At 63.1% G+C, this 21,172-nt stretch carries 16 protein-coding genes; 10 read left to right on the forward strand and 6 right to left on the reverse strand.

All coding sequences use genetic code 11. The features are described 5' to 3' along the window. Positions 1-40: 40 nt before the first annotated feature. Both HAP40_RS14330 and HAP40_RS14335 read right to left on the reverse strand, forming a co-directional pair. Entirely contained in the window at positions 41-1,246 is a 1,206-nt protein-coding gene (locus tag HAP40_RS14330) for an MFS transporter (RefSeq protein ID WP_166817184.1), read from the reverse strand. Between the two features lie 102 nt (positions 1,247-1,348). Further along, complete coding sequence (locus HAP40_RS14335) at positions 1,349-2,701, reverse strand: glycosyltransferase (RefSeq protein WP_166817183.1); 1,353 nt, start codon at positions 2,699-2,701, stop codon at positions 1,349-1,351. 565 nt (positions 2,702-3,266) lie between these two features. On the opposite strand from HAP40_RS14335, the gene HAP40_RS14340 reads away from it, so the two are divergent. The 6 genes from HAP40_RS14340 (at position 3,267) to HAP40_RS14365 (ending at position 8,920) form a co-directional block, all read left to right on the forward strand. Further along, positions 3,267-3,992 carry a response regulator gene (locus HAP40_RS14340; RefSeq protein WP_166817182.1) on the forward strand — a complete coding sequence of 242 codons (726 nt, stop codon included), beginning with the start codon at positions 3,267-3,269 and terminating at the stop codon, positions 3,990-3,992. 171 nt (positions 3,993-4,163) lie between these two features. Next, on the forward strand, positions 4,164-4,784 hold the full coding sequence (locus HAP40_RS14345) for a DUF1127 domain-containing protein (RefSeq protein ID WP_166817181.1): 621 nt from the start codon (positions 4,164-4,166) through the stop codon (positions 4,782-4,784). Next, complete coding sequence (locus tag HAP40_RS14350; protein WP_166817180.1) at positions 4,774-5,004, forward strand: hypothetical protein; 231 nt, start codon at positions 4,774-4,776, stop codon at positions 5,002-5,004. The genes HAP40_RS14345 and HAP40_RS14350 overlap by 11 nt, the downstream gene beginning before the upstream one ends. A gap of 132 nt (positions 5,005-5,136) precedes the next feature. Next, positions 5,137-6,000, forward strand: a complete 864-nt coding sequence (locus HAP40_RS14355) for a cytochrome-c peroxidase (RefSeq protein ID WP_246741105.1) — start codon at positions 5,137-5,139, stop codon at positions 5,998-6,000. 14 nt (positions 6,001-6,014) lie between these two features. After that, complete coding sequence (locus HAP40_RS14360; protein WP_246741104.1) at positions 6,015-8,498, forward strand: two-component system VirA-like sensor kinase; 2,484 nt, start codon at positions 6,015-6,017, stop codon at positions 8,496-8,498. A 143-nt stretch (positions 8,499-8,641) separates the two neighbouring features. Beyond that, complete coding sequence (locus tag HAP40_RS14365; RefSeq protein ID WP_166817178.1) at positions 8,642-8,920, forward strand: hypothetical protein; 279 nt, start codon at positions 8,642-8,644, stop codon at positions 8,918-8,920. A 29-nt stretch (positions 8,921-8,949) separates the two neighbouring features. On the opposite strand, the gene HAP40_RS14370 is transcribed toward HAP40_RS14365, so the two are convergent. Together HAP40_RS14370 and HAP40_RS14375 are read right to left on the reverse strand one after the other, a co-directional pair. Next, a complete protein-coding gene (locus HAP40_RS14370) occupies positions 8,950-10,485 on the reverse strand; it encodes a glucosamine inositolphosphorylceramide transferase family protein (protein ID WP_166817177.1) in 1,536 nt (511 codons plus the stop codon). 29 nt (positions 10,486-10,514) lie between these two features. After that, entirely contained in the window at positions 10,515-11,690 is a 1,176-nt protein-coding gene (locus tag HAP40_RS14375) for a glycosyltransferase family 4 protein (protein WP_166817176.1), read from the reverse strand. A gap of 284 nt (positions 11,691-11,974) precedes the next feature. Here HAP40_RS14375 and HAP40_RS14380 point away from each other — a divergent pair, with 284 nt between their 5' ends. Next, a complete protein-coding gene (locus HAP40_RS14380) occupies positions 11,975-14,065 on the forward strand; it encodes a GumC family protein (RefSeq protein WP_166817175.1) in 2,091 nt (696 codons plus the stop codon). 44 nt (positions 14,066-14,109) lie between these two features. On the opposite strand, the gene HAP40_RS14385 is transcribed toward HAP40_RS14380, so the two are convergent. Beyond that, complete coding sequence (locus tag HAP40_RS14385; protein WP_166819508.1) at positions 14,110-15,456, reverse strand: lipopolysaccharide biosynthesis protein; 1,347 nt, start codon at positions 15,454-15,456, stop codon at positions 14,110-14,112. Between the two features lie 464 nt (positions 15,457-15,920). Here HAP40_RS14385 and HAP40_RS14390 point away from each other — a divergent pair, with 464 nt between their 5' ends. Continuing rightward, entirely contained in the window at positions 15,921-17,144 is a 1,224-nt protein-coding gene (locus HAP40_RS14390; protein ID WP_166817174.1) for an FAD-dependent oxidoreductase, read from the forward strand. Positions 17,145-17,172: 28 nt separating this feature from the next. On the opposite strand, the gene HAP40_RS14395 is transcribed toward HAP40_RS14390, so the two are convergent. Further along, positions 17,173-18,309, reverse strand: coding sequence for a GNAT family N-acetyltransferase (locus tag HAP40_RS14395; protein WP_166817173.1), 1,137 nt, complete (start codon positions 18,307-18,309; stop codon positions 17,173-17,175). A gap of 228 nt (positions 18,310-18,537) precedes the next feature. Here HAP40_RS14395 and HAP40_RS14400 point away from each other — a divergent pair, with 228 nt between their 5' ends. Further along, the gene (locus HAP40_RS14400) at positions 18,538-19,842 is read left to right on the forward strand and encodes an O-antigen ligase family protein (protein ID WP_166817172.1); all 1,305 of its coding nucleotides are present in this window, start codon (positions 18,538-18,540) and stop codon (positions 19,840-19,842) included. Then, a complete protein-coding gene (locus HAP40_RS14405; protein ID WP_166819507.1) occupies positions 19,839-20,861 on the forward strand; it encodes a glycoside hydrolase family 5 protein in 1,023 nt (340 codons plus the stop codon). Before HAP40_RS14400 ends, HAP40_RS14405 begins: the two co-directional genes overlap by 4 nt. Positions 20,862-21,172 lie beyond the last annotated feature (311 nt).

Here is a 21,172-nt window from a genome sequence, read left to right on the forward strand (position 1 = left end):
GATTATGAAGCGCGTGGTACGTTCGGCCGCCGCGTTGGTCTCACGTTGCGAGTGGGCGTCCGGCCGAGCGGGTAAATCGCAAATAGAGAGTCAGCGCCAACAGCGTCGTCGCCGCCATCACGGCCGCCATCGACAGCGCGCTGCGTCCGTCGAAGAGCAGCGCAACCAGGCCGCTCGCGATCGCGCCGGAACCCAGTTGAATGGAGCCTGCCGCGGCGCTGACCGCGCCGGCGATATCGGGCAAAGGCTGCATCGTGGCATTCATGAGGTTCGGCATGCTGAGGCCGAAGGCCAGCGCAACCACCATCAGAAGCGAGGTGACCAGGGCAGGCGGGCTCAGGCCGGCCAGGGTCGTCACGAGCATCGTGCTGGAGGCGACAAACAACAGCACCAGGCCAACCGTCAGCACGTCCGCGGGCGCGACGCCACGGCGGCCCAGCTGGCCGTCGAGAAAAGCGCCAAACATCACCGCCGCCGAGCAGGCGCTGAAGATCATGCCGTATTGCTGCGGCTGCAGGCCGGCGACTTTGATGAAGTACAGCGAAGAGCCCGTGACATAGGCAAACACGGCGGATCCGGCGGCGGCGCCGATCAGGATGAAGGCCATCGAAACCGGGTGCGTGACGATGCGCAGATAGTCCTTGAGGACTGTAAACGCCGCAATGCGATTGGCAGCATCGAACTTCGCACTCTCGGCCAATCCGTACAGCACCGTCGGTATCAGGATGAGTCCGGCCACGGCCTGAGCTGCATAGATCAGGCGCCATCCCCCGATCGCGAGCAGAGCCGCACCGGCAGTTGGTGCAATCACGGTGACCACGTTGATGGCTATCATGACGCTGCCGATCTTCGCGCGTCCCGACGCCTCGTCGAACAGGTCGCGGATGACCGCGAAAATCGTTGTCGTGCCGGCCGCGCCGACGCCCTGAACCGCGCGGCATATCAGCAGCATCGGCAGCGATTGCGCTGCCGCGCAGGCAAGGCTTGCGAACACGAATAGCACGAGGCCGAACACGACGACCGGCTTGCGGCCAACCCGGTCGGAGATCGGTCCGTAGAGAAGCGGCGCAATCGCAAGACCTAGCATGTAGACGCTCATCGTCAGGCCAACATGCGAGGGGCTTGTTCCGAGCGCAGCGCCGGTCGCGGCCAGCGCCGGAAGGTTGATGTCGATGCCGGAATACGGCACGGCGGCGAGGAAGCCGAGCACAACGGTAAAGGCGGCGGAAGCAGGCTGGATCTTCATGGTCGTTCACGGGCGATGGAGCGTGGGAAGGAGGGGAAGGGGACGGTCCCCTCCTTCCCCGGGCGGTGGTCAGTTGCAGCGGTCAGATGACGTCAGCGCGCGTCAGCTCACCTGGCGATGCACCTGCATGCCGCCTGTCTCCATCGCGCCGGTTCGTCGCGTCTCGTCCCCATCGGCGACGAGGCGCTTGATGATCCGCAGCACCGCCGAACGGGTCCCGATGCTGGAGAACTCGTCAGCCATTCGTGAGGCACGCATGCGATAGGCCGGACGATCGAGCACGGTGCGCACCGCCTCGCGCAACGCCTCGGGCGTCGGCTCGTTGGTGGCGAGATTGAGGCCGACGCCGGACCACGCCACGCGCGCATTGACGTCGGCCTTGTCCTCCGTCAGGCCCGCCGTGACAAGCGGAATGCCGAAGCTCATGGCCTGGTTGACGCTGCCATAGCCGCCATTGGTGACGAGCGCGTCGACGCGCGGCAGCAGCCATTCAAACGGCAGATAGCTCGCCAGCCGTGCATTGGACGGGATGGGGCCGGGAATGGCGTCAACCGGGCGGCCGCCGGCCGTCGCGATAACGAGTACGTCAGGTTCGTTCGCCAGCGCCTTGAGTGTTGGGGCGACCAGGAGGTCGAAATTGTGATTGGCCACCGTGCCCTGGGTCACCAGCACCACCTTTTTCGAGCCGTCGAGTTCGTCAGCCCAAGGCGGCAAGGGAACCTGATCCCGGATGATGGGTGGTGTGCCGACGAAATGGACCGTCGAAGGAAACCGTCGCGGAAATTCGAAGCTCGGCACCGACAACTGCATATAGGCATCGGCGAGTTCGATGACGGAATGGAACAGCGGTATCGTCACGGGTCGGACGCCGTAGGATTTCAGCACCTTGTTCAGGCTGCGCAGCACGGGCTGATCGACGTTGACGTCGTACTCGTCCGCGATGACGGCGTATTGCCGGCGCTGCTCTTCCGTTGTCGCCGGCGGCAGGCCGACGAAGTTCGGTGCACCGTCATCGCGCGCCCAGTGCAGGAACGACGTCCCGCACAGAACGACGGGCGGCCGTTCCTCGCGCGGGCCGAGCAGCATCGGCAGGATGCCGAAGATCATGTCGTCGCCGACGATGACGTCGGCCTGAAAATGCTCCAGCGACTCGTGGAGGCCCTGGTTCTGCGCCGGGATGGCGTCGACGAAGATGCGTTCGCAGGCGACGCGCAGCCATTCGGGCCCCGGTGCGATGGTCTTGAGCTCCGGCACCACCGAGAGAATGTCGCGCAAGTCGAAATCGGCGCCTTTCGGAAGCGCAAAGAATTTCGCCCCGCTGGCCTCGACGCGGGCGCGAAACACGGTGCCTGTCAGGAACGCGATCTCGTGGCCGTCGGCGATGAGGATGTCGGCAATCGCCAGCATCGGATTGAGATGGCCTGTCGCAGGCGTCGAAGCGAAGAGAATTTTCATGTGATCGATCCTCTGATTCTCGAACGGCGGTCTGGTGCCGGTCGATGAGCAGAGGTGAAATGTCGGCATCGCCGTTACGGGAAAACTTCGCGGCAGCCGCGAAATGGTTACGGCGGCAACGCAACGTGGCTTTGTGACGACGCAGGCTCTCGGGAATCGGCGCCGTATTACAATTGTAACCGTCGCCGGCCGCGCTCAACGAGGCCGCAATTCGGCGTGCGATCTGGAAAAATAGCAGCGGGTTGCGCGGGCGCCGCGTCCGCTCAAGTAGTAAATGGTAGGGATCACAAGTCTTCACGACTAGGAGATTTGGCGCGATGCGACGGATAAATGACCTAGTTCGCGGTCCAAGATCGCGAACGTTATTGTTCGTCGCCGGTACATATCTAGATACGCCGTCGGTAAATGATCGTTCGTTTCGGACAGTCGAAATTCCCGCCGGCGGACCGCGTGCCTTATTTTCCGCTTCAGCCGGAGCAGTCTTTTGCCTGTCCAGACCCTGACATTGCGCGGCAAGCGGGATTGGCCTGAGGCAGGCTCCTGGGGCAAGTTTGAGAGACCAAATATGTTGGCAGACGTCGGCCATATCATCGTCGTCGATGACGACACCACCCTACGGCAAATGGTGATCAAATATCTGGAAGAGCATAACGTACCGAGCAAGGCCGCATCCACTCGGGCCGAACTGCATCGGCATCTGGAAGGAGCGCAGCCCAGCCTGATCATCCTCGATCTCCAGCTGGGAAAGGACGATGGCCTCGACATGCTCAGGGAAATCCGTGCGCAGTCCGATGTGCCTGTCATCATCACGACGGGGCATCGGCCCGATGAAATCGACCGCATTGTCGGCCTCGAGCTCGGCGCTGACGATTACATCATCAAGCCGTTCAGCCTGAGGGAGCTGCTGGCGCGGGTCCGCGCCGTGTTGCGCCGTCAGGAGATGGGCCGGGCCGCGCGCGCTCGCGATCCGGAGCGCGGCGGCTATCGCTTCAACGGCTGGAAGCTCGAACGCCGTGGCCGAAGGCTGCTGGATGAAAAAAACGAGCAGGTTCCCTTGAGCAAGGGCGAATACGCGCTGTTGCTGGCCTTTCTTGAAGCGCCGCAACGGCCGCTGACCCGCGAGCACCTGCTGCAGGCGACCCGCGTCCACGAAGACATCTTCGACCGGAGCATCGATGTTCAGGTATTGCGGCTGCGGCGCAAGCTGGAGACCGATCCGAGCGCACCGCGCATCATCCAGACCGAGCGCGGCGTTGGTTACGTCTTCACGCTCCCCGTAGAACCATTCTAATTGCGCTACGAACGAAAACCCGGATCAGTAACGATGGAAAGCCTGCCGGCGATACTGCAAACGTGGCGCCGCCGGGCTGCGTCTGTAACCTTTTTCGGCGTGGCGGTGACGGTGACGTAACAGGGCGGCTTCAGTGTCACTCCTGCAAACATCGTGCAGGAGAATCATCCGATGCTGGAACAGCAACTGCCTTCAAGCGTGAGCCGGATCGTTCGGCCGTCCCAGCGGCGGAGCGGCGTCAACGCGCACGGCCTGGTTCTGCCGGGTGATCGGGGCGACATGGCTCGCGCCACGCGGGACATGTCGAAATACACGGGGCCGTCGGCTGTGGTGCTTTCGGCGGATACGGAGCGTCCGGCCACCGCTTGGTGGTGGGTGGCGCTGGCGTTCTTCATGGAAGGCTTTGCGGTTTACGGCGCGTCGATGCATCCGATCGCGGTTTTCCCGGTCGATGAGGCGTCGGTTTCCGCAAATCCGCACCAGGCCCGCCCCGCCGGCAATCAGCATCCCGCCGTGGTGCACGAGCAGGGCGCCTTTCATGCCTTGGATGGATCCAACATCATCGCGCCTGGTGTCGCCGCGTGGGCCGAGCAACGTTCGCGCGACCGCAGAAATCGGCTCGCCGGGCTCGGGGAGCAGATTATGGCGTTGTGGATGTACTGGCGCAGGGAGCAGGAGATCAGACGGGCCGTCACGGCGCTTGCGCAATACGACGACCGGACCTTGCGGGATCTCGGGATCCAGGGCCGGGCGGACATCGAGCGAATGGTGAGGTACTGCCATGATTGCTGATGCGATCTTCTGCGCAATCGCTGGGTTGGACTACTACCACGCGATTGCCTGCGCGCTCATCCCGCGCGGCCTGGAGACCGGCTTGATGCTGTACGGTTGGACAAGACGGCTGATCGATGCGACAGCGAGAGCCCGCCTCATCGATCAAGAAGACTTGAAGGTCGGAGGCGAATTGTGCCGCAACGATATATTGTTGAAGTGCGCGATAACGCCTACTTGAGGCGAAGTGTCCGGATCTCCCCAGACTCGTTCGTTGCGTGAGCTGATGCCGTGGCGCCCTGCCGTGGCCGTCTGTGTGTTGGTCGTCAGTGGCCTCCAGCCCTCGCCGGCACCGCCACGGGCGGCGCCTCCGATGCCGCCCGCCTTGCGCGGCATGGACGAGCCGATCACGCCGATGCCGCCGGCTCCTGCGCTCGATCCGCGAAAGGTCCAGCTCGGTGAACGCCTCTTTGGCGACCGGCGTCTGTCGCGCGATGATTCGAAAAGCTGCTTGTCATGCCACGACATCAGCACGAATGGCGCGAGCACGAGGCCGCACGACGTCGATCTGGACGGCGCGGAGCTGCCGTTCAATACGTTGACCGTCTTCAACGCAACCCACAATTTTCGTTTCGGCTGGGAAGGAAAATATCGCGAGGTCGGCGCAGACGTCACGTCGTCGCTGGTCAACCCGCGGATCATGGGCAGCGATCTGAACACGATCGCGAACAAACTCAAGCAGGATCCTGTGGTACGCGCCGGCTTCTTCGCGGCCTATGGCCGCGGTCCGGATGGCGACAACATCGTCGATGCCCTCGTCAATTATGAGAAGACGCTGGTGACGCCCGGCAGCAGGTTCGATCGCTGGCTCGAGGGCGATGGCACCGCGTTGAGCTCCGAGGAATTGGAAGGATATCACCAGTTCAAATCGCTGGGCTGCGTCTCTTGCCATCAAGGTGTCAATGTCGGCGGGAATCTGTTTCAGCGTCGCGGCATATTTCATCCTCTGTCCTCGCCGGACCCGGCCATTCTGCGCGTGCCGAGCCTGCGCAATGTCGGAACGACCCCACCTTACTTTCACGATGGCAGCGCACCGACTCTGGAAGAGGCTGTCCGGAAAATGGGGGTATCTCAGTTAAACGCGACTCTGACAGACCATCAAATCAAGGCGATCGTCGCCTTTCTCCGCAGCCTGACCGGAGAATACCGCGGCGCCCAGGTCGGAGGTGAGCCATGAAAGTCGCCCCCGCGATGGTCGGTGTGGCGTTCCTGCTCGCGCTGCTAACCTGGCTTCTGCTGAACGGCCTGAATTTGAACTCGGACCGCTATGACCGCCAAACGCAGGCGCTTTCCGACTTCACCCGGTTCGAGCGCGCCGTGAACCGCGAGGTGCTGACGTCACGGGCCGGCCTGTCGAAGAATTACGATGCCCTCGTCGCCATGGTGGATGCCTACGACGCCGCTCTAGTGCGGCTTCGCGAGGCGGCCGACACGGACAAGGAGCAGATTGCCGCGATCGACGTGCTGGCGGCGCGTGCCGCCAGGCAGGAGGAGTTGATCGAGCAGTTCAAGAGCAAGAACGCCCTGCTCCGGAATTCCTTCACCTATTTCAGCCTGTTCAGTTCCCGTCTGTCGTCGTCGAACGACAGGCCGCTGGTGGCGGATGTCTCGGCGCTTTCCGCGGCGATGCTGCAACTGACGCTCGACACGTCCGATGCCACCGCGGGCGAGCTGCAGTCCCGGCTCGACAATCTCGAACGCCTGCAGATCACGTCCGAAGACAACGAGCTGCTGCACGCTGCCGTTGCGCACGGCCAGCTGCTGCACGACCTGCTTCCGGATGTCGACGCCATTCTGAAGGCGTTGGTTGCCGAGACCAACAACCGTGAGCAGGATGCGGTCCATGCGCTGATCGTCAAGCGCCAGATCGCTGCCCGGGTGGCGGCACGCAAAAATCGCTTGTTGCAGTATCTCACGTCACTGCTGCTGCTCGGTGCTCTCGTCTATTTCGGCCTGCTGTTGCGCGCCCGCGCCAAGGCCCTGCGCCGTCGCGCCGCATTCGAGCATGTGATCGCAAATATCTCCATGCGCTTCATCGAGTCGCATGGCGATGGCCTCCGCGGTCATGTTGAGAGTGCGCTCGAGGAGCTTGCGGGATTTATCGGTGCGGACAGGGCTTATTTCGCGTGGTCGGCGGCGGGGACCGACAATGTCTACGGGTGGGTACGCGAGGGTGTTCGCCTCGACGCGACCTGGCCGAACCGGGCACGCGATCTGGCCCAGCGCTACGATGATCGCGAGGATGCGATCATCTACATACCCAGGGTCCGGCCATCGTATCCCGACGATCTGGCGAACCTCCTCGACGAAGCCGGAATTCGCGGCTGGCTGTGCATTAAGGCTGCGTCCGGACACGGACATGCCGCCATTCTCGGCTTCGACGCGATAGAGGCCGCTGCGCTAAGCCAGTGGGCCGAATTTGCGCTCTTCCGCACCGCCTTCGATGCGATCCGCAACGCCGTGGGACGCGTGGTCCTCGAGCAGGAGAAGGAGCGGCTCCAGGCAAGCCTGCAACAAGCTCGGCGGATGGAGACGATCGGCACCTTCGCCAGCGGCATTGCCCACAACTTCAACAATATCGTCGGGGCGATCCTCGGCTATGTCGAGATCGCTGAAGCCGGCATCAAGTCGGGAACCCGGTCCGCGACGAACCTCGCCGAGATCCGCCGGGCCGGCGAGCGAGCGAGTGAGCTCGTCGGCCAGATTTTGACTTTCGGCCGGCGTAGCCAGGGACGACAGGAGCGCATCTGCATGAGTACGCTGGTGGCCGAAACCGAGGCGCTGCTCGCCGCATCGTTGCCTGCGCATGTGAAGTTTGTGGTCAGCCAGCGTGCTGAGGGCATCGTCGTCTCCGGCGAGCCGGCGCAATTGCAGCAGGTCATCCTCAATCTTTGCAACAACGCCGCCCAGGCGATGGAACAGCCCGGCACCATCGACCTGCAGATCACCGAACGGGAGGTCATGCATTCCTTGTCGATCGGGCGGACCGGGTTGCTGCGTGGACGCTTCGCCGTCATCTCGGTCTCCGATCCGGGGCTGGGAATGGACGAAGCGACGCTGGAGCAGGCGTTCGAGCCGTTCTTCACGACGCGCTCGGAAGGCAATGGTCTCGGGCTTGCGACGGTCAGGGAGATCGTCGAGCAGCACGGCGGCGCGGTGGCGGTGCGGAGCACCGTTGGCGCCGGGACACGCTTCGACGTCTGGCTGCCGTGCGGGTCGCTGGACGAACCGATATCGGTGCAGCACGCGCCGTCGCTCGCGTTGCGCGGCAATGGGGAAACCGTTCTGGTGTTCGAAGCGGACCGTAAGCGATTGCTGCGCTACGAGGAGATTCTCGCAGCGCTCGGTTACGAACCGGTCGGATTCTCGGTACTGGCCGAGGCCGAAGCGGCCTGCCGCGCCGCGGGGACCCGTTTCGACGCGGCGCTGGTGTGCCATGTGCCGGGAGGGTCCTCGCTCGATCTTGCCTACCTGCTGCATGATGTGGCGCCGCATCTGCCAATCATTCTCGCAAGCCCCTCGATGCATCACTTTGCTGCGCCCTTGCTTGCGACCGCGGGCGTCTCCGAGCTCGTCCATCATCCGTTGATGTCGGCCGAGCTCGCCGCGGTGCTGTCGCGATGCCTCGCGGCGTCGGCAAGCAAACGAATGAAGCGCATAGCCACCGCCGGCTAGCGACTGCCGAACGGTGCATCATCTATTTCACAGGTAACGCGATCTCGGAGGCGGGAAGCCTTCATGTAACTCCTTCGTTCTATCCATCGCATCAGGTTGCTCGTCTCGAAGTGACCCAACCCGATCGCGATAGGAGAATGATGATGTCCAACCGATGTGGTCCGATGGTCGTCGCCGCCTTGCTCTTGTTCGGCTCGTCCTCCAACGGCGCAGATGCCGAAGCGATGACAGGCGCCGGGATCCGCAAGATTGCGTCGGCCGGCGACATGGCTTCGGCCGAGCGATCCCGGGTGCCTATAGGTCACCGGCAGCCGCGCCCACGTGACATTCCGCTGAGTGCCGGATTGACGCCGGTCGATGCCGAGCTGCGGCGCCTCGACGCTGACGTCGACAGGAAGCTGATCATCTGCCACGGCTGTTGACACGGTTGCCGGCCGCGCCTTGGCGTGCGTCAGCAGGCAGTGGATGGACTGGTTCGTGTGGGCACGAGCGCCGATGGAAGTCTGCTCGCGAAAACGCGAATCTTGGGCTGGACGCGCGATCCGTCGATCACCTCCAGCCGGCCGCAGCGGTTCAGCGTATGCAGCTTGCGCCCGGGCCATGCCGGTCCGGGCGCTATGGAGTGGCGGACGATCTGCTTGAATGTCGTCGGCGACAATTCGACGATCTCCGCCAGCGCAAGTGCTGCACCGTATCCGTCGGCACAATTCTGAATGGGGCGCCACAGTTTGTCATCGATGGTGACGAAGTGCCCCGCCGGTCGCGTGCTCGCACGATCGATCAGGATCGGATTGCTGGCATGGGGCAACCAGGGACCCAGGAGGCGATCGGCGTAGTAGATCGCCAGCGAATCCGAATAGCCACCCGTTCCGTCGCGCCAGGCTCCAAAGAGATAGTACAGTCCATTGTGCCGCGTGATCGTGGCATCGGCGAGTTCGAGTCCGGCAAGGAGCGTGGTGTGCCGCTCCCATTTGTCTGGAAAACGAACGCATTTGTAGAGCGCGACGTCACCATGGAGGGAGCTCTCCGGAATCATCCACAACGCGCCGTCGTCCTCGATCAGGAACGGATAGGAGAGGTGCCAGGGCTCCTCCAGCACCGGCACGACTTTCCCAACCGGACCCGCGTCATTGAACTCGATGGCTGAAATGGTGCCCTTGCCAACCCTGTGATCGAGATCTTCAAAGAAGACGAATGTTCGTCCCTGCCATTTGATGGGAAACGGGTCGGCGTAGAAGTGATTGCCGGGATCGCCCAGCACATTCCATCCTGGCCCGGATAGATCTCCGCTCTGCCAGACGCCTGGGCCGTCGTTGAAGCGCCATCCGACATGCCAATGCGGAGCATAGCAGCAGAGGCGATAGATCTCCTTGGCGATCGATACGGTGAGGCCACGCGCGACAAAAGCCGCCGGGTGGCGGCCGGTGCCGTCTCCGGCTGGACGCGCCAGTTGCGGCACGATGCGCGGGCGTTCCGACAGAATTGCCGCCACCAGGGTCAGGGTTCGCGCCATGACGGTTTCGAGCGCGCCGCTCAAGCCGGCTGCGATCTCTGCGGATGGGTGACCGCGATCGAGGACTGCGCCGTCGATCTCGTTGACGATCTCGATCACCGGCAGGTCGCCGGCGAGAATGGCGGCGAGAGCAGCGTTTTCGCCAGCGGCTCCGTTGAAGAGAGGGCGCAGATACAGCCGGGCGGAACAGTTGGGAGCGCGCGCGGCCCCCGTAAAATCGACGATCACGTCGGCCGTGCCAATGCGGGCCTGCGTCGATTCCGGGCTGATCTTCAGCTTGCCGGCACCGCTGTGCTTGCCCCTGTGCAACACCATGCGTTCGAGCTCGAACAGCGCGTCGAGCCCCGTGGGGCGCGCCTCTGTCGTCGCCGTCCAAGCGATTTGAAGCGGGACGTCCCGGCCGTCGATCGACAGCGTCTCGCGGTCCATCCAGCGCCGCGCATGCTCACGTTCACAGCGAAACTCGATGATCATGTCGAGCCAATCTATTCCAACGTACCCCGTCAAAGGACTTGGCTGAGAAGCCGAACGTATTCCTCCACCATGGCGTCTACCGAATAGCGCAACCGCAGGCCTTTGGCGTTTTGTCGCAGTTCGTCACTCAGTTGCTGGTCCGTCAGAAGCCGTGAGACGGCCGCCGACAGTTTCGTGTGATCGGAGGCATCGACGAACAGCGCCGTCGGCTTTCCTTCGAAGGACAGCACCTCGCGCAGGACGGGAAGATCGGTGACCACGGAGGGAACACCGGCGTTTGCGGCCTCGACCGCAGCCAGACCGAAGGTTTCGGCCTGCGTCGGGAAGACGAACACGTCCAGACAGGCGAGAAAGTCTGCCATCCTGCGCGGGGGGATTTCGCCGAGCAGATACAGCCGGTCCGACACTTTCAAGTCGTCAGCCAGCTGCCTCAGCCGGGCCTCGTCGGCGCCCTGTCCGGCCAGCGCCAGGTGCCAGGAAGGCTCCTCCGGCAGCAGGCGTATTGCCGCATCAAGCCGCTTGTGCGGATGCAGCCTCGCCGCGCAGCCGAGCAGGATGCGATCGGGCGGCAGGTTGAACGTCGCTCGTGCGGCGTCCTTCGACAGGGTGAGGGCCTTGTCGTCGAAGCCGTGTGGGACATGGACCATGCGTGACCGATAGGCCGCCGGGTAGCGCGAATATTCGCGTTCCATGTCATGCGAATTGAGCGTGATGCGGTCGAAGAAGCCGAGGCTGCCCATGACGATGTCGGCCGTGCGGACTGGCCAGTTCATCGACAGCGCGGATGAAACCTGGTTGGCGATGACAGGCGCGCGGCAGACGAGGCGCGACACGCCGGCGCCGATGACATTGCCGAAATGCTGAAACGTCAGCACGGCGTCGGGCTTGCTGGTGCTGATCTGACGGCCGAGCGTCCACAGCATTCGCGCCAGGGCCACCGGATGTCCCGGCCGGCTCGCAGCGCAGTAGAGCGTATCGGGAGGCTCGTCGAACGAGTCCGACTTGCGGAAGAAGAAGAGATTGGTGACGCGGTGGCCGCGGGCGGAGAGGCCGGCTCCGAGCAGCCTGGAGATCTCCTGCGCGCCGGCGTTCTCGGCCTGGGTCTGTACGAGAAGGACGTGCAGCTTCCGTCCGCTACCGGTGGGCGGCGTGAGTGCTGTCGCAGCCGTCGCGCCCAACTCCTTGTTTGGCTGGTAATGGAGCACGGATCCCGACCCGCTGAAGAAACGAAATTTTCACCTTCTTGATCCGGTACCTACCATGCGAGCATCCCGCGGACACCGACTAGCAACAAACGGAGTTAATGCACGGATTGCCGGAACGGCATCCTTCGCGAGGGAATTCTGCTGGTTCCCAAAGCAAGTTAAGCTAGCGTATTAACCAATTGGTCATGCTCGCGAACGCGGCGGGTAACTGCGGATTAACCATAGATATTTACGGTGGAGCAGGCCACTGAACAGTGTTCGCCAGTTGAATCCGAGTAAAGTCCATGACGTTCGGTCGCCGCGCAGAGCCGACAAGTTCCGGATCGACCGGCGTCGCCGCGTCGTGGAGCCGGACGTCGTCGAACGGTGAGACCGGCAAGACCGGCGCACGCGTTGGCGGCGCACTCACTGCGACCGGCGCGCTCGCCTTCCTTCGCGCAAACGTTCGACGGATCTTGACGCTCGCTCTCGCGATTTTCGCGTTCGGCGCGGTCGTCCTGCTGGTGATTCCGACCAGATATGCCGCGACCGCACTGGTCGTCGTCGATCCCCGCGAGCAACGTGTCACCACGGAGCAGGACGTTCTGCCGGGCATAGGGCAGGATAGCGCCGCGCTGCAGAGCCTGGTCGAGGTCGCGAAGTCCGACGGCTTTCTCAAGCCGCTGATCGAAGAGCTCAAGGTTCGCGACGACCCGGACCTTTCCGGCGGATACACCGACCCCGCGCGCCTGCTCGAGCGTTTCCGCAACCGCCTCGACATTTCCCGTCGCGGGCTGACCTATGTCATCGCCTTCCGGTTCACTTCGAACCGGTCCGAGCGGGCCGCCTACTACGCCAACGCCATTGCCGAAGCTTTCGTCGCCAGACAGAGCCGCATCCGCACCGAGGCGACCGACGAGGCCGCCGATTGGCTCGGCGGCCGGCTCAAGACCTTGAGCGACCGGCTGAAGGCGTCGGAGGACGCCGTTGCCACGTTCAAGCTCGAGCACAGGATCGTCAACGCCGGCAAGGATGCCACGACCCAGCAATTGCGGGTGACCGAGCTGTCGCAGCAAGTGGCCGCTGCGCGCGCGCGGACCGAGGAAGCCAAAGCCCGCTACGAGCAGGCGCAGCGCGACGTGAAGGCGAATGTCGAGAGCCCCGTCAAGCAGGATCTCCTCAGCGCGCTGCGGGGCCAGAGATCGGCGCTCAACGATCAGATTGCGCAGAAGCGGGCGGTGCTCGGCGATCGCCACCCCGACCTCGTGATGTCTTACAGTCAGCTGAACGATCTGAACCGCCAGATCGAGGTCGAGCGGAAGAAGGGCATCGATACCGCAAAGTCGGAATACGAGGCGCAGCGCGACCAGCAGAAGGCGCTCGAAAGCCAGATGAAGGCGGCTGAATCGCAGCTCCTCGTGGATGGTCAGGCTCTGGTCAAGCTCCAGGAGCTGCAGCGCGACGCCGAGGCCAACAGGAACATCTACGAGCAATTCCTCTCGCGGTCCAAGACCACAAACGAGCAGCGACTGCTGCAGAGCTCGCAGACCAAAATTGCCTCGTCCGCCATTCCACCGCTTCGCTCGACCCTTCCGCCGCTGTCCCTGCTGCTCGCCGCGCTCGCGATCGGTTCGCTGCTGACATCGACGGCGGTCGTTGTCGCAACGGGACGCGGAGTAGGCCGGTCCGTCCCGGACGTTCGTGATCCCGAACCGGCTCAACGCCAGCCCGGGGCATGGACACGTCCGCCCGTGTGGGCCCGCATTCCCGATCTGGCGTCCGGCGAGGTCAGCCGGAACATCTGGCAAGGCCCGGTGTCTCCGACGGAGCTCGATCTCGGTCCCCATCTAGAGCCGCTGCTAGACAGGCTCGAGAAATTGCCGGGGCCGTTGGGGAAGGTCGTTCTCGTGATGTCGGTCGGGAAGCGTGCCGGCGGCAACACCGTCGCGCGGTCGCTGAACCGGTGGGCCGTGAACAGTGGAAAGCTGAGCGTGCTGATCCGCGTCGAGCCGGACCTCGGCGGTACCGGAACTCACCTCGCCAAGGCGCCAGCGGACGGCACGACCACGGCGGATTTTCGCAGCGTCGACGAACTTCTGCGCGCGGGCAGGAGCCCCGAGCCGTCGCCCACGGACGATATTCGTTCGGAGTTCGATCTGATCATCGTTCACGCAACGTCGCTTGCCCTGCAGCCGGAGGCGGCGGCGCTGGCTGCTCATGCCGATCTGGTAATTCTGGTTGGCCGCGAAGACGCAATCGATTCAGCCGCAATCCGCAGGGTGACGGCTGCGCTCTCCCGCTTTGGCAGCGTGCCGACCGGGATCGTCGTCAATCGTGTGCCGGCGGATCCTTCGTCGGCTCAACGTCGCGGCGAGGCGCTCGGCTTGGCCGGTTGAGGGCGCCGGGCTGCGCCGTTCCCGCGGCGTCTTCAACTAACCCCTTAATCGCCTGCGTCGGCGCCGCGGACGGCATAGGTGCCGCGTTTCGGTCCACCGAAGCGCAAGAGCGCGAGAATCGAAGGATCAACTCCGGTCCGCCGGCGACAGAGCACGTTGAGCGCGATGGTCGCAAGCGCCAGCGACACCGTGGCGGAGATCGCCGCGCCAAGCACGCCGAGCCAGGGAATCAGTACGAGAAATCCGACCAGCCGCAAGGCCACGTTCGCCGCGACGACGGGGACATAGATGCGCTCATGGCCGGTGAGCTGCAAGATCGCCGCAGACGGGCCGCCCGCTGCCTGAAACGCCGTTCCGATCGCCAGCACGATCAGGACCCCGTGCTGCGCGGCGAAATGAGGCCCGAACAGGTTGAGAAGATAGGGCCCGCCAATCCAGATCAGGAAGAGGCCGCTGATCACGCAAAGCCCGGTCACTTCCGCCATCAGCTGCAATGTCCGCTCGAACTCCTGATGGTTCTTGCTGAAGTACAGCGAAGGAAGCCGGCGCGCCCCGAAACTGTACAGCGCGGCCGACAGCATGGCGAAGATGTTGGCAAGACGCGAGGCGGCGAAATAGATTCCGGCGGTCGCCGGATCCAGCATCCAGTAAACCAGAATGACGTCGAAATACTGGTTCGCGGCTTCGAGGACGGACGCAATCCAGAAATGCAGCGCGCTCGATCTCCAGCGGGACGGCTCGGTTCGTGCCGCCGTATCGCGGAGATCCGGCAGAGCCCGCGCAATCGAAATGACCTGTGCAATCAAGCCAGCCGACATTACGATCGTCATCACGGCAAACAGTTCGGCGGGATCGAGCCGTCCATGGCCGAACATGAATGCGAGCAGGAACAGGACGACGCCGAGCCGCCAGAAGAACTCCCTGTTTCCTTCCCCCATGAGGATGCTGACCAGCGAGCGCGCAATCTGGCTGCCCAGCATCAGCCCCGCATTCACGGCGGTATAGGCGGACACGGCGAGGATCAGCAGCCACCAGTCCCCCTTCATGTACGCCGCGACCGCGATGGCACCGATCACGATCAGCATCGCGACCGAGGAAATCTTCAGGCTCGATAGCAGCACACCCTTGGTGAGATCGGGCCGATTTCCCACCTGATACTCGTTCAGGAAGCGCACCAGGAGCGCTTCCTGGCCGACCAGGCCCACGACCGATGCGATCTGGGCGACCGAAAGCCAGGTCGCAAAGATGCCGAACCCATCTGGCGACATCGTCCGCGCGGCGAGCGAGAACAATGCAAACGCAAGCGCGCCGCTACCAACCTTGAGAAGGATGGTCCCGGCGACACCGCGCGTCACATCGCGCCGCATGAACTGGATGATGGATTGGATCATGGAGGCTAAAGGGCAACTCTCCCCTGAGGAGATACGTTCCGATACCGGCGCCAGCCTAGCATGCCGAAAAATCGCGAGTGTTAATGAGCGGCTGTGAGGATGTTGCCGGCCAGAACGACGTCGCAGCTCGGTCGGTTGGTTCACGGTGGTACATCGCCGTCTCCATTGTCCCAGATCAAGCAAAGCCCGGTTCGACCGAATGGCGGCACAGGGCTGCATTGACGGCCGAAGGAAAACGATCGGCCGTTTGAGTGCGGAATGGCCGGCCGGAATGGCCGCCGATCTGCCAAAGCGCGAACTTTGCAGAGCCTGCCGAGCAAAGTCCGTGCCGGGACATCGCTGGTTCCGATCGGTCTTCTGGTTCATTAACCTCGATTGCCGGAAATGATCGCTTTCGGCCCTGCGATGCGACATCAGGCGAGAAAATTGCACGTGGAGCCACGTTAATCGTGGGGACCTGGACCATGACGTCGGACAGAACCGTGACCGAGCCGCTCGCCGCTGCCGGAAGCGCGACGATCGCCGCGGACATCGCGATCGTCGGCGGCGGTCTTGCGGGATCGCTGGCGGCAGCTGTTCTTGCGCGTGCAGGGCATCGCGTGGCTCTGATCGACAAGCGTGCAGTCTATCCGGATGAGTTCCGGGTCGAGAAAATCGGAGGCCCTCAGCTGGAGACATTCCGCAGGCTGGGCTTCATCCGCGGCCTCGAAAGCGCCGCCTGTCCATACGACCGCGTGCTCAACATCAGGGAAGGCAAGGTGGTCGATGTCAGCGTCGGCCAGGCCTATGGGCTTCCCTATGCCGATCTCGTCGCCATGGCGCGCGGCCAGTTGCCCGATCCATCCAGCCTGATCGTCGACGAGGTCACTGCGATCAACTGCAGCGACGACGCCCAGCATCTCGAGCTTGCCTCCGGACGGCGCGTCACTGCGCGCCTCGTGGTTCTGGCCACGGGCATGGCAGGAGTTCTCGGCTACAAGCTCGGCATCAGGCGGCGCGTGCTGGCCGCGGGCCACTCGGTTTCGTTCGGATTCACGATCGCCCGCCGCGACGGCGCGCCGTTCGATTTCAAGGCGCTGACCTGTTACGGCGAGCGCACGGCGGACGGCGTTGACTACCTCAGCCTGTTTCCGGTGCGCGCGGGTATGCGGGCGAACCTCTTCATGTTCCGCGATCCGACCGATCCGATCATGCGCGAGCTGCGCCGCGAGACGGAAGCGACGGTTCTGCGCCTGCTGCCGGGATTGCAGACCTATCTCGGCGATTTCCACGTGGTTGACCGGATACAGAACTGGGTCATGGACCTCTCCGTCGTCGAGGGACACCTTCGGCCCGGCGTCGTGCTGATTGGTGATGCCTTCCAGACCAACTGTCCCGCCGCAGGAACCGGCGTCGCCCGCCTGCTGACGGACGTCGAACGTCTTTGCACCGAATATGCACCGCGGTGGCTCACGACGCTTGGCATGAGCCGAGAGAAGATCTCGGAGTTCTATTCCGATCGCGACAAGGTTGCGGCAGACCAGCAATCATTGAAGATGGCGCGATTCCGCCAGGCCCTGACCTCGCGCAACGATCTCGGCTGGGACGTGCGCCGACGGCTGCACTTCCTGCGGCGTAGCCTCACCCATCGCGTCGATCAGATGCGGCCAGGCTGGCTCGCGCAGGTCCGCAGTGCACTTCGGGCCTGAGTCTCGCGGCCGTCTCGCCTCGCGCTCATCAGCGCGTCGGCGTCGAGGTGCGGGGCGGCAGGAGCTTGAACTCCAACATGCGCTTGGCGGCCAGTTTGAGCCAGGGAGCCTGCTCCAGCGCGAACAACGCCACGGCACCTGCGGTGCTGCCGGCCTGCGCGACTGCCCACATCGGCGACGGCCGACCGCCGAACAGCTTCTTGTACGGCTCGTCGCCAATGGTGAAATCGAGCATCTGGTCGCCGCGTTCGATGCAATCTCTCGCCACCTGTTCGAACATCAGCGCACCCAGCGACTGGCTCTTGTAGCCGGCGATGTCGAAGGCGCTCATGATGACGTGGAATGTGCCCTGATGGCACAATCCGAGTACGGCGGCGATCACGTCGCCGTCCATCTTCATGGCATAAAGGCGCACGAAGGAGCCAAGGCCGCGGAGCGCCACGTCAGCATAGAAGCCGAAATATTCGGGGCGCTGAAGCAGGTCACCGTCGCCCTGCGATTGAAACCGCGGACCGCGAAACTTCTTCATCACTTTCAGCGCCTCGAGGGTTGAGGCTTCGTCGTTGCAGCATGAGAAGCTCAACGCGCCTTTCTTCTGGAGCTGGCGGTATTTCTTCGCGAGCTCCTTCTGATAGGAGCGATCCATCGCACTGGTCCGCCATTGCTCGAACGGCGCGATCAGAACGGTCGCATAGGCATTGGTATCCATCGAGACGCGGCGCGGCGCGGCTAGGAGGCTCTCGACCGGAAGCCGTCCGTCCGGGAGCTTGGTCATTCGAAGCAGGTCGAAAGGGCGCAGGAGGGCTCGAAGCTCGGTGCACGCGCTCTCATCAGCGAGCAGTTGCGAAAACACTCCCGGGCCGCAAACCGGCGTCAGATAGTCGGAAACGCGGAGGTCGGCGAATTCGATGGTTCGTATCGGACCACGCCGGATCCGCAGCAGGGGCAGCAGCATCGCAAGCGCGCGCGTCGCGCGATGGCGGACCACGACGACGAGAGGTGTTGCCCCCGCATGAGGCGCCAGCCGGGCGTAGAGGCTGTGCAGCCAGAGTGGATGCTGGAACGCGGTGGCGGCGGAGTTGCCGAACAGCTCAGCGTATTCCGGGGACAGAAAATCGAACGCCTGTTCGATGGCGATATCGAACGTGCTGCTGGAACTGTTCATGCGCAACCAGGGAAACCGGACAATCCGTCAAAATTCGATCGAGCTCGATCGGCGCCTTATAGCAGGGTCGTTACAAGCGACACACTGTCGCGGTACGATTTGCGTTAATGCACCGGGCCGGAGCTCTTGTCGTTACCAAATCCTTAAGCTCCGGCATCGTACGAGCCGGAGTGCCGGACATCGACCGCGCTAGCAAATTATTAACCGACCTTAAGGAAGGTCGGATCCATGGCCAGCCTGCAGACCGAGGTGGATTCCGGGGCACTCGAGAGCGCGTTCTGGGAGACGCGCAGCGTTGGCGTTGAGAAAATCGCCCGAATTGCAATCAGCTGCTCGATCACCGTCAACGTGGTCGCGTCGATGGGCATCTTCAACGCGAAGCTTCTGCCGCCGGAACTGACCTTTGTGCAACAGGCCGTGGCGCTTCTGATGTGGGGCGTCCTCATCTACGCAAGTGCATTCGTGCGTCCGCGTCTGCGGCTGCAGCTCAATCCCGATCTGATCGTACTGCTCGCTTTCTACGCCTTCGCCGTCTTCTCCGTGTTCTGGTCGAGCCTGAGCGCGGCAGCGCTCATGAAGAGTGCCGCGCTCGCGATGACGACCTTCGGCGCATTCTGCCTCGTCACCCGCATCGACATCGACGAGGTCGTGAAGGCCACGTCCCATGGGCTCTTCATTCTGGTTGCCGCATCGGCATTCTGTGCGCTCGCCGTCCCCGATATCGGGATCGACCAGACATGGATGCACAGCGGCCAATGGCAGGGTGTCTATGAATCGAAGCAGACGCTCGGCTTCGTCGGCGCATATCTGATGTTCTTTGCCTGCTATCGCATGATGACGGGACAGGGCTGGCTGGCCTTCCTCGTGGTGTTCCTTCTGGCCTCGACGTGCGTCCTGGCGTCGGAATCGCGCGGTGCCGGTGCCGTTGCCCTGGCCGCCTGCGCACTGCTCGTGACCTCGATGTGGTCGGTTGGCTGCATGAGGGTCTATACGATCCTGCCGTTCGTGATGTGCATTCTGGCCGGTATCCTGTTTCTCTATTTTTACGTCACGGGATACGACGCCATCCATGTCGGCGACGCGAGCATCAATTTCACCGAGCGGACGTTCATCTGGCACTACGCCATCAGCCAATTCAATGACGCGCCGTTGCTCGGATTCGGAATCAACGGCTTCTGGACGGTCCCGTCGATCTACGATTACTTCGAGCAGAACCACGGCTGGGTGCTCGACAATTATCACAGCGGTTACATCGCGATCCTGATGGAAACCGGATTTCTGGGATATGTGCTGTTCGCCGCCAGCGTCCTTCTGTTCTCGAACAAGATGCTGCATCTGATTTCGACGCGATCCATCGATCGGTCGCACTGCGCCCTCATCATCGGATTTGTCGTCCTCAGCTTTCAGACCAATTTCACCGAGACGACGTTTCTTCGCTCGACGATGTTCACGTCGGTGCTCCTGGTGTCCTTCCTCCTCGCAACGTGCAGGCCGGTGCCGGAGCTTCAGTCGCTGGAGACGGATGCGAGATGACCGCCATCCGAGCCCCATGGTCGCGAGGCTTCAGGCTTGTCGCGGCGGCATTCGTCCTTGCGTCGCTCTCCGCCGCCCACGGGACCGAGCAGGCAGCTGCCCGTAACGTTCCGAAACTCGGGCGTGGCATCAACATTCTCGGTTATGACGGAATCTGGGATGGCGGTCGGAACGCGCCATTCCGCCTGGACAATCTGGCGACGATCAAGAAGGCCGGGTTCGCGCACGTCAGGATCAACTTCTTCGGCTTCAAGTTCATGGGCCCCGAGAACGTCCTGGACGAGATCGTGCTGAGGCGGCTCGATGCCGTCATCGAGGAAGTCCTCGCGAGGGGGCTCATTCCCATCGTCGACGAACACGATACGCACATCTGCCAGCGCGACGTTTCCGAATGCGCTCCGAAGCTCAGGGCGTTTTGGCGGCAGATCGCCGAGCGATACGCCGGTAGGTATCCCGAACTCGTCTTCGAGATCCTGAACGAGCCGGGCGGGCTAATGACGTCGTCCAGCTGGAATACGCTCCTCAATGAATGCCTCGAGATCGTCCGTCGCACCAATCCGGAGAGGCCGGTCATCGCCGCCGTTCTCAATATCGATGAGATCCCCATCGACGAACTGGCTCTGCCGGCCGACGACCGGAACCTGATCGTGACGTTTCACTACTACGCGCCGATACGATTCACGCATCAGGGCGCGCCGTGGTCGCAGACATTTTCGCGGATCGGGCCGCTGGATTGGGGCAGCGCGGACGACGAAGCGAACGCTGCCGCCGACTTCAGGAAGGTGAGCGTCTGGGCGGAGAAGGAAAAGCGTCCGATCTATCTCGGCGAATTCGGAGTGTATGAGCGGGCGCCATCCGACGGTCGCCTGAGATATTTGTCATTCGTGGCGAGAAGCGCCGACAGGCTTGGCTGGTCATGGGCCTATTGGCAGTTCGATCATGACTTCGCGGCCTTCGACAGCGCTCGTCAGGCCTGGAAACCGGACATCCTGCGCGCCCTGATCCCGCCGCAGCGTTGAAGCGATCGCGCTGGCCTTCACGGCTCTCCTGCACGCCGCTGGCTCTATGACACGAGGAACGTCGCCGGTGGCGGAGAGGGTGACATTCCGCGCAGTGTCTCCGCCGCAACAGTATGTGGATATCGGATGCTCTGGTTCCGCTCCGAGGCCATCCTGCTTCGTCCTGGAGCGCGCGAGGAAGAGTCCAAATCGCACCAACCGGGTTTGCGATTTCAGTGACGGGCCGGAAGAGCCGGTGCAGGAAATACCCGCATGAGCGATACGCAACCTATTCGACTCGATCGAATATCTGGCACGTAGTGACATCGCGT

Origin of the sequence: Bradyrhizobium sp. 1(2017), assembly GCF_011602485.2 — a bacterium.
In the GTDB taxonomy this organism is placed as follows: Bacteria; Pseudomonadota; Alphaproteobacteria; order Rhizobiales; family Xanthobacteraceae; genus Bradyrhizobium.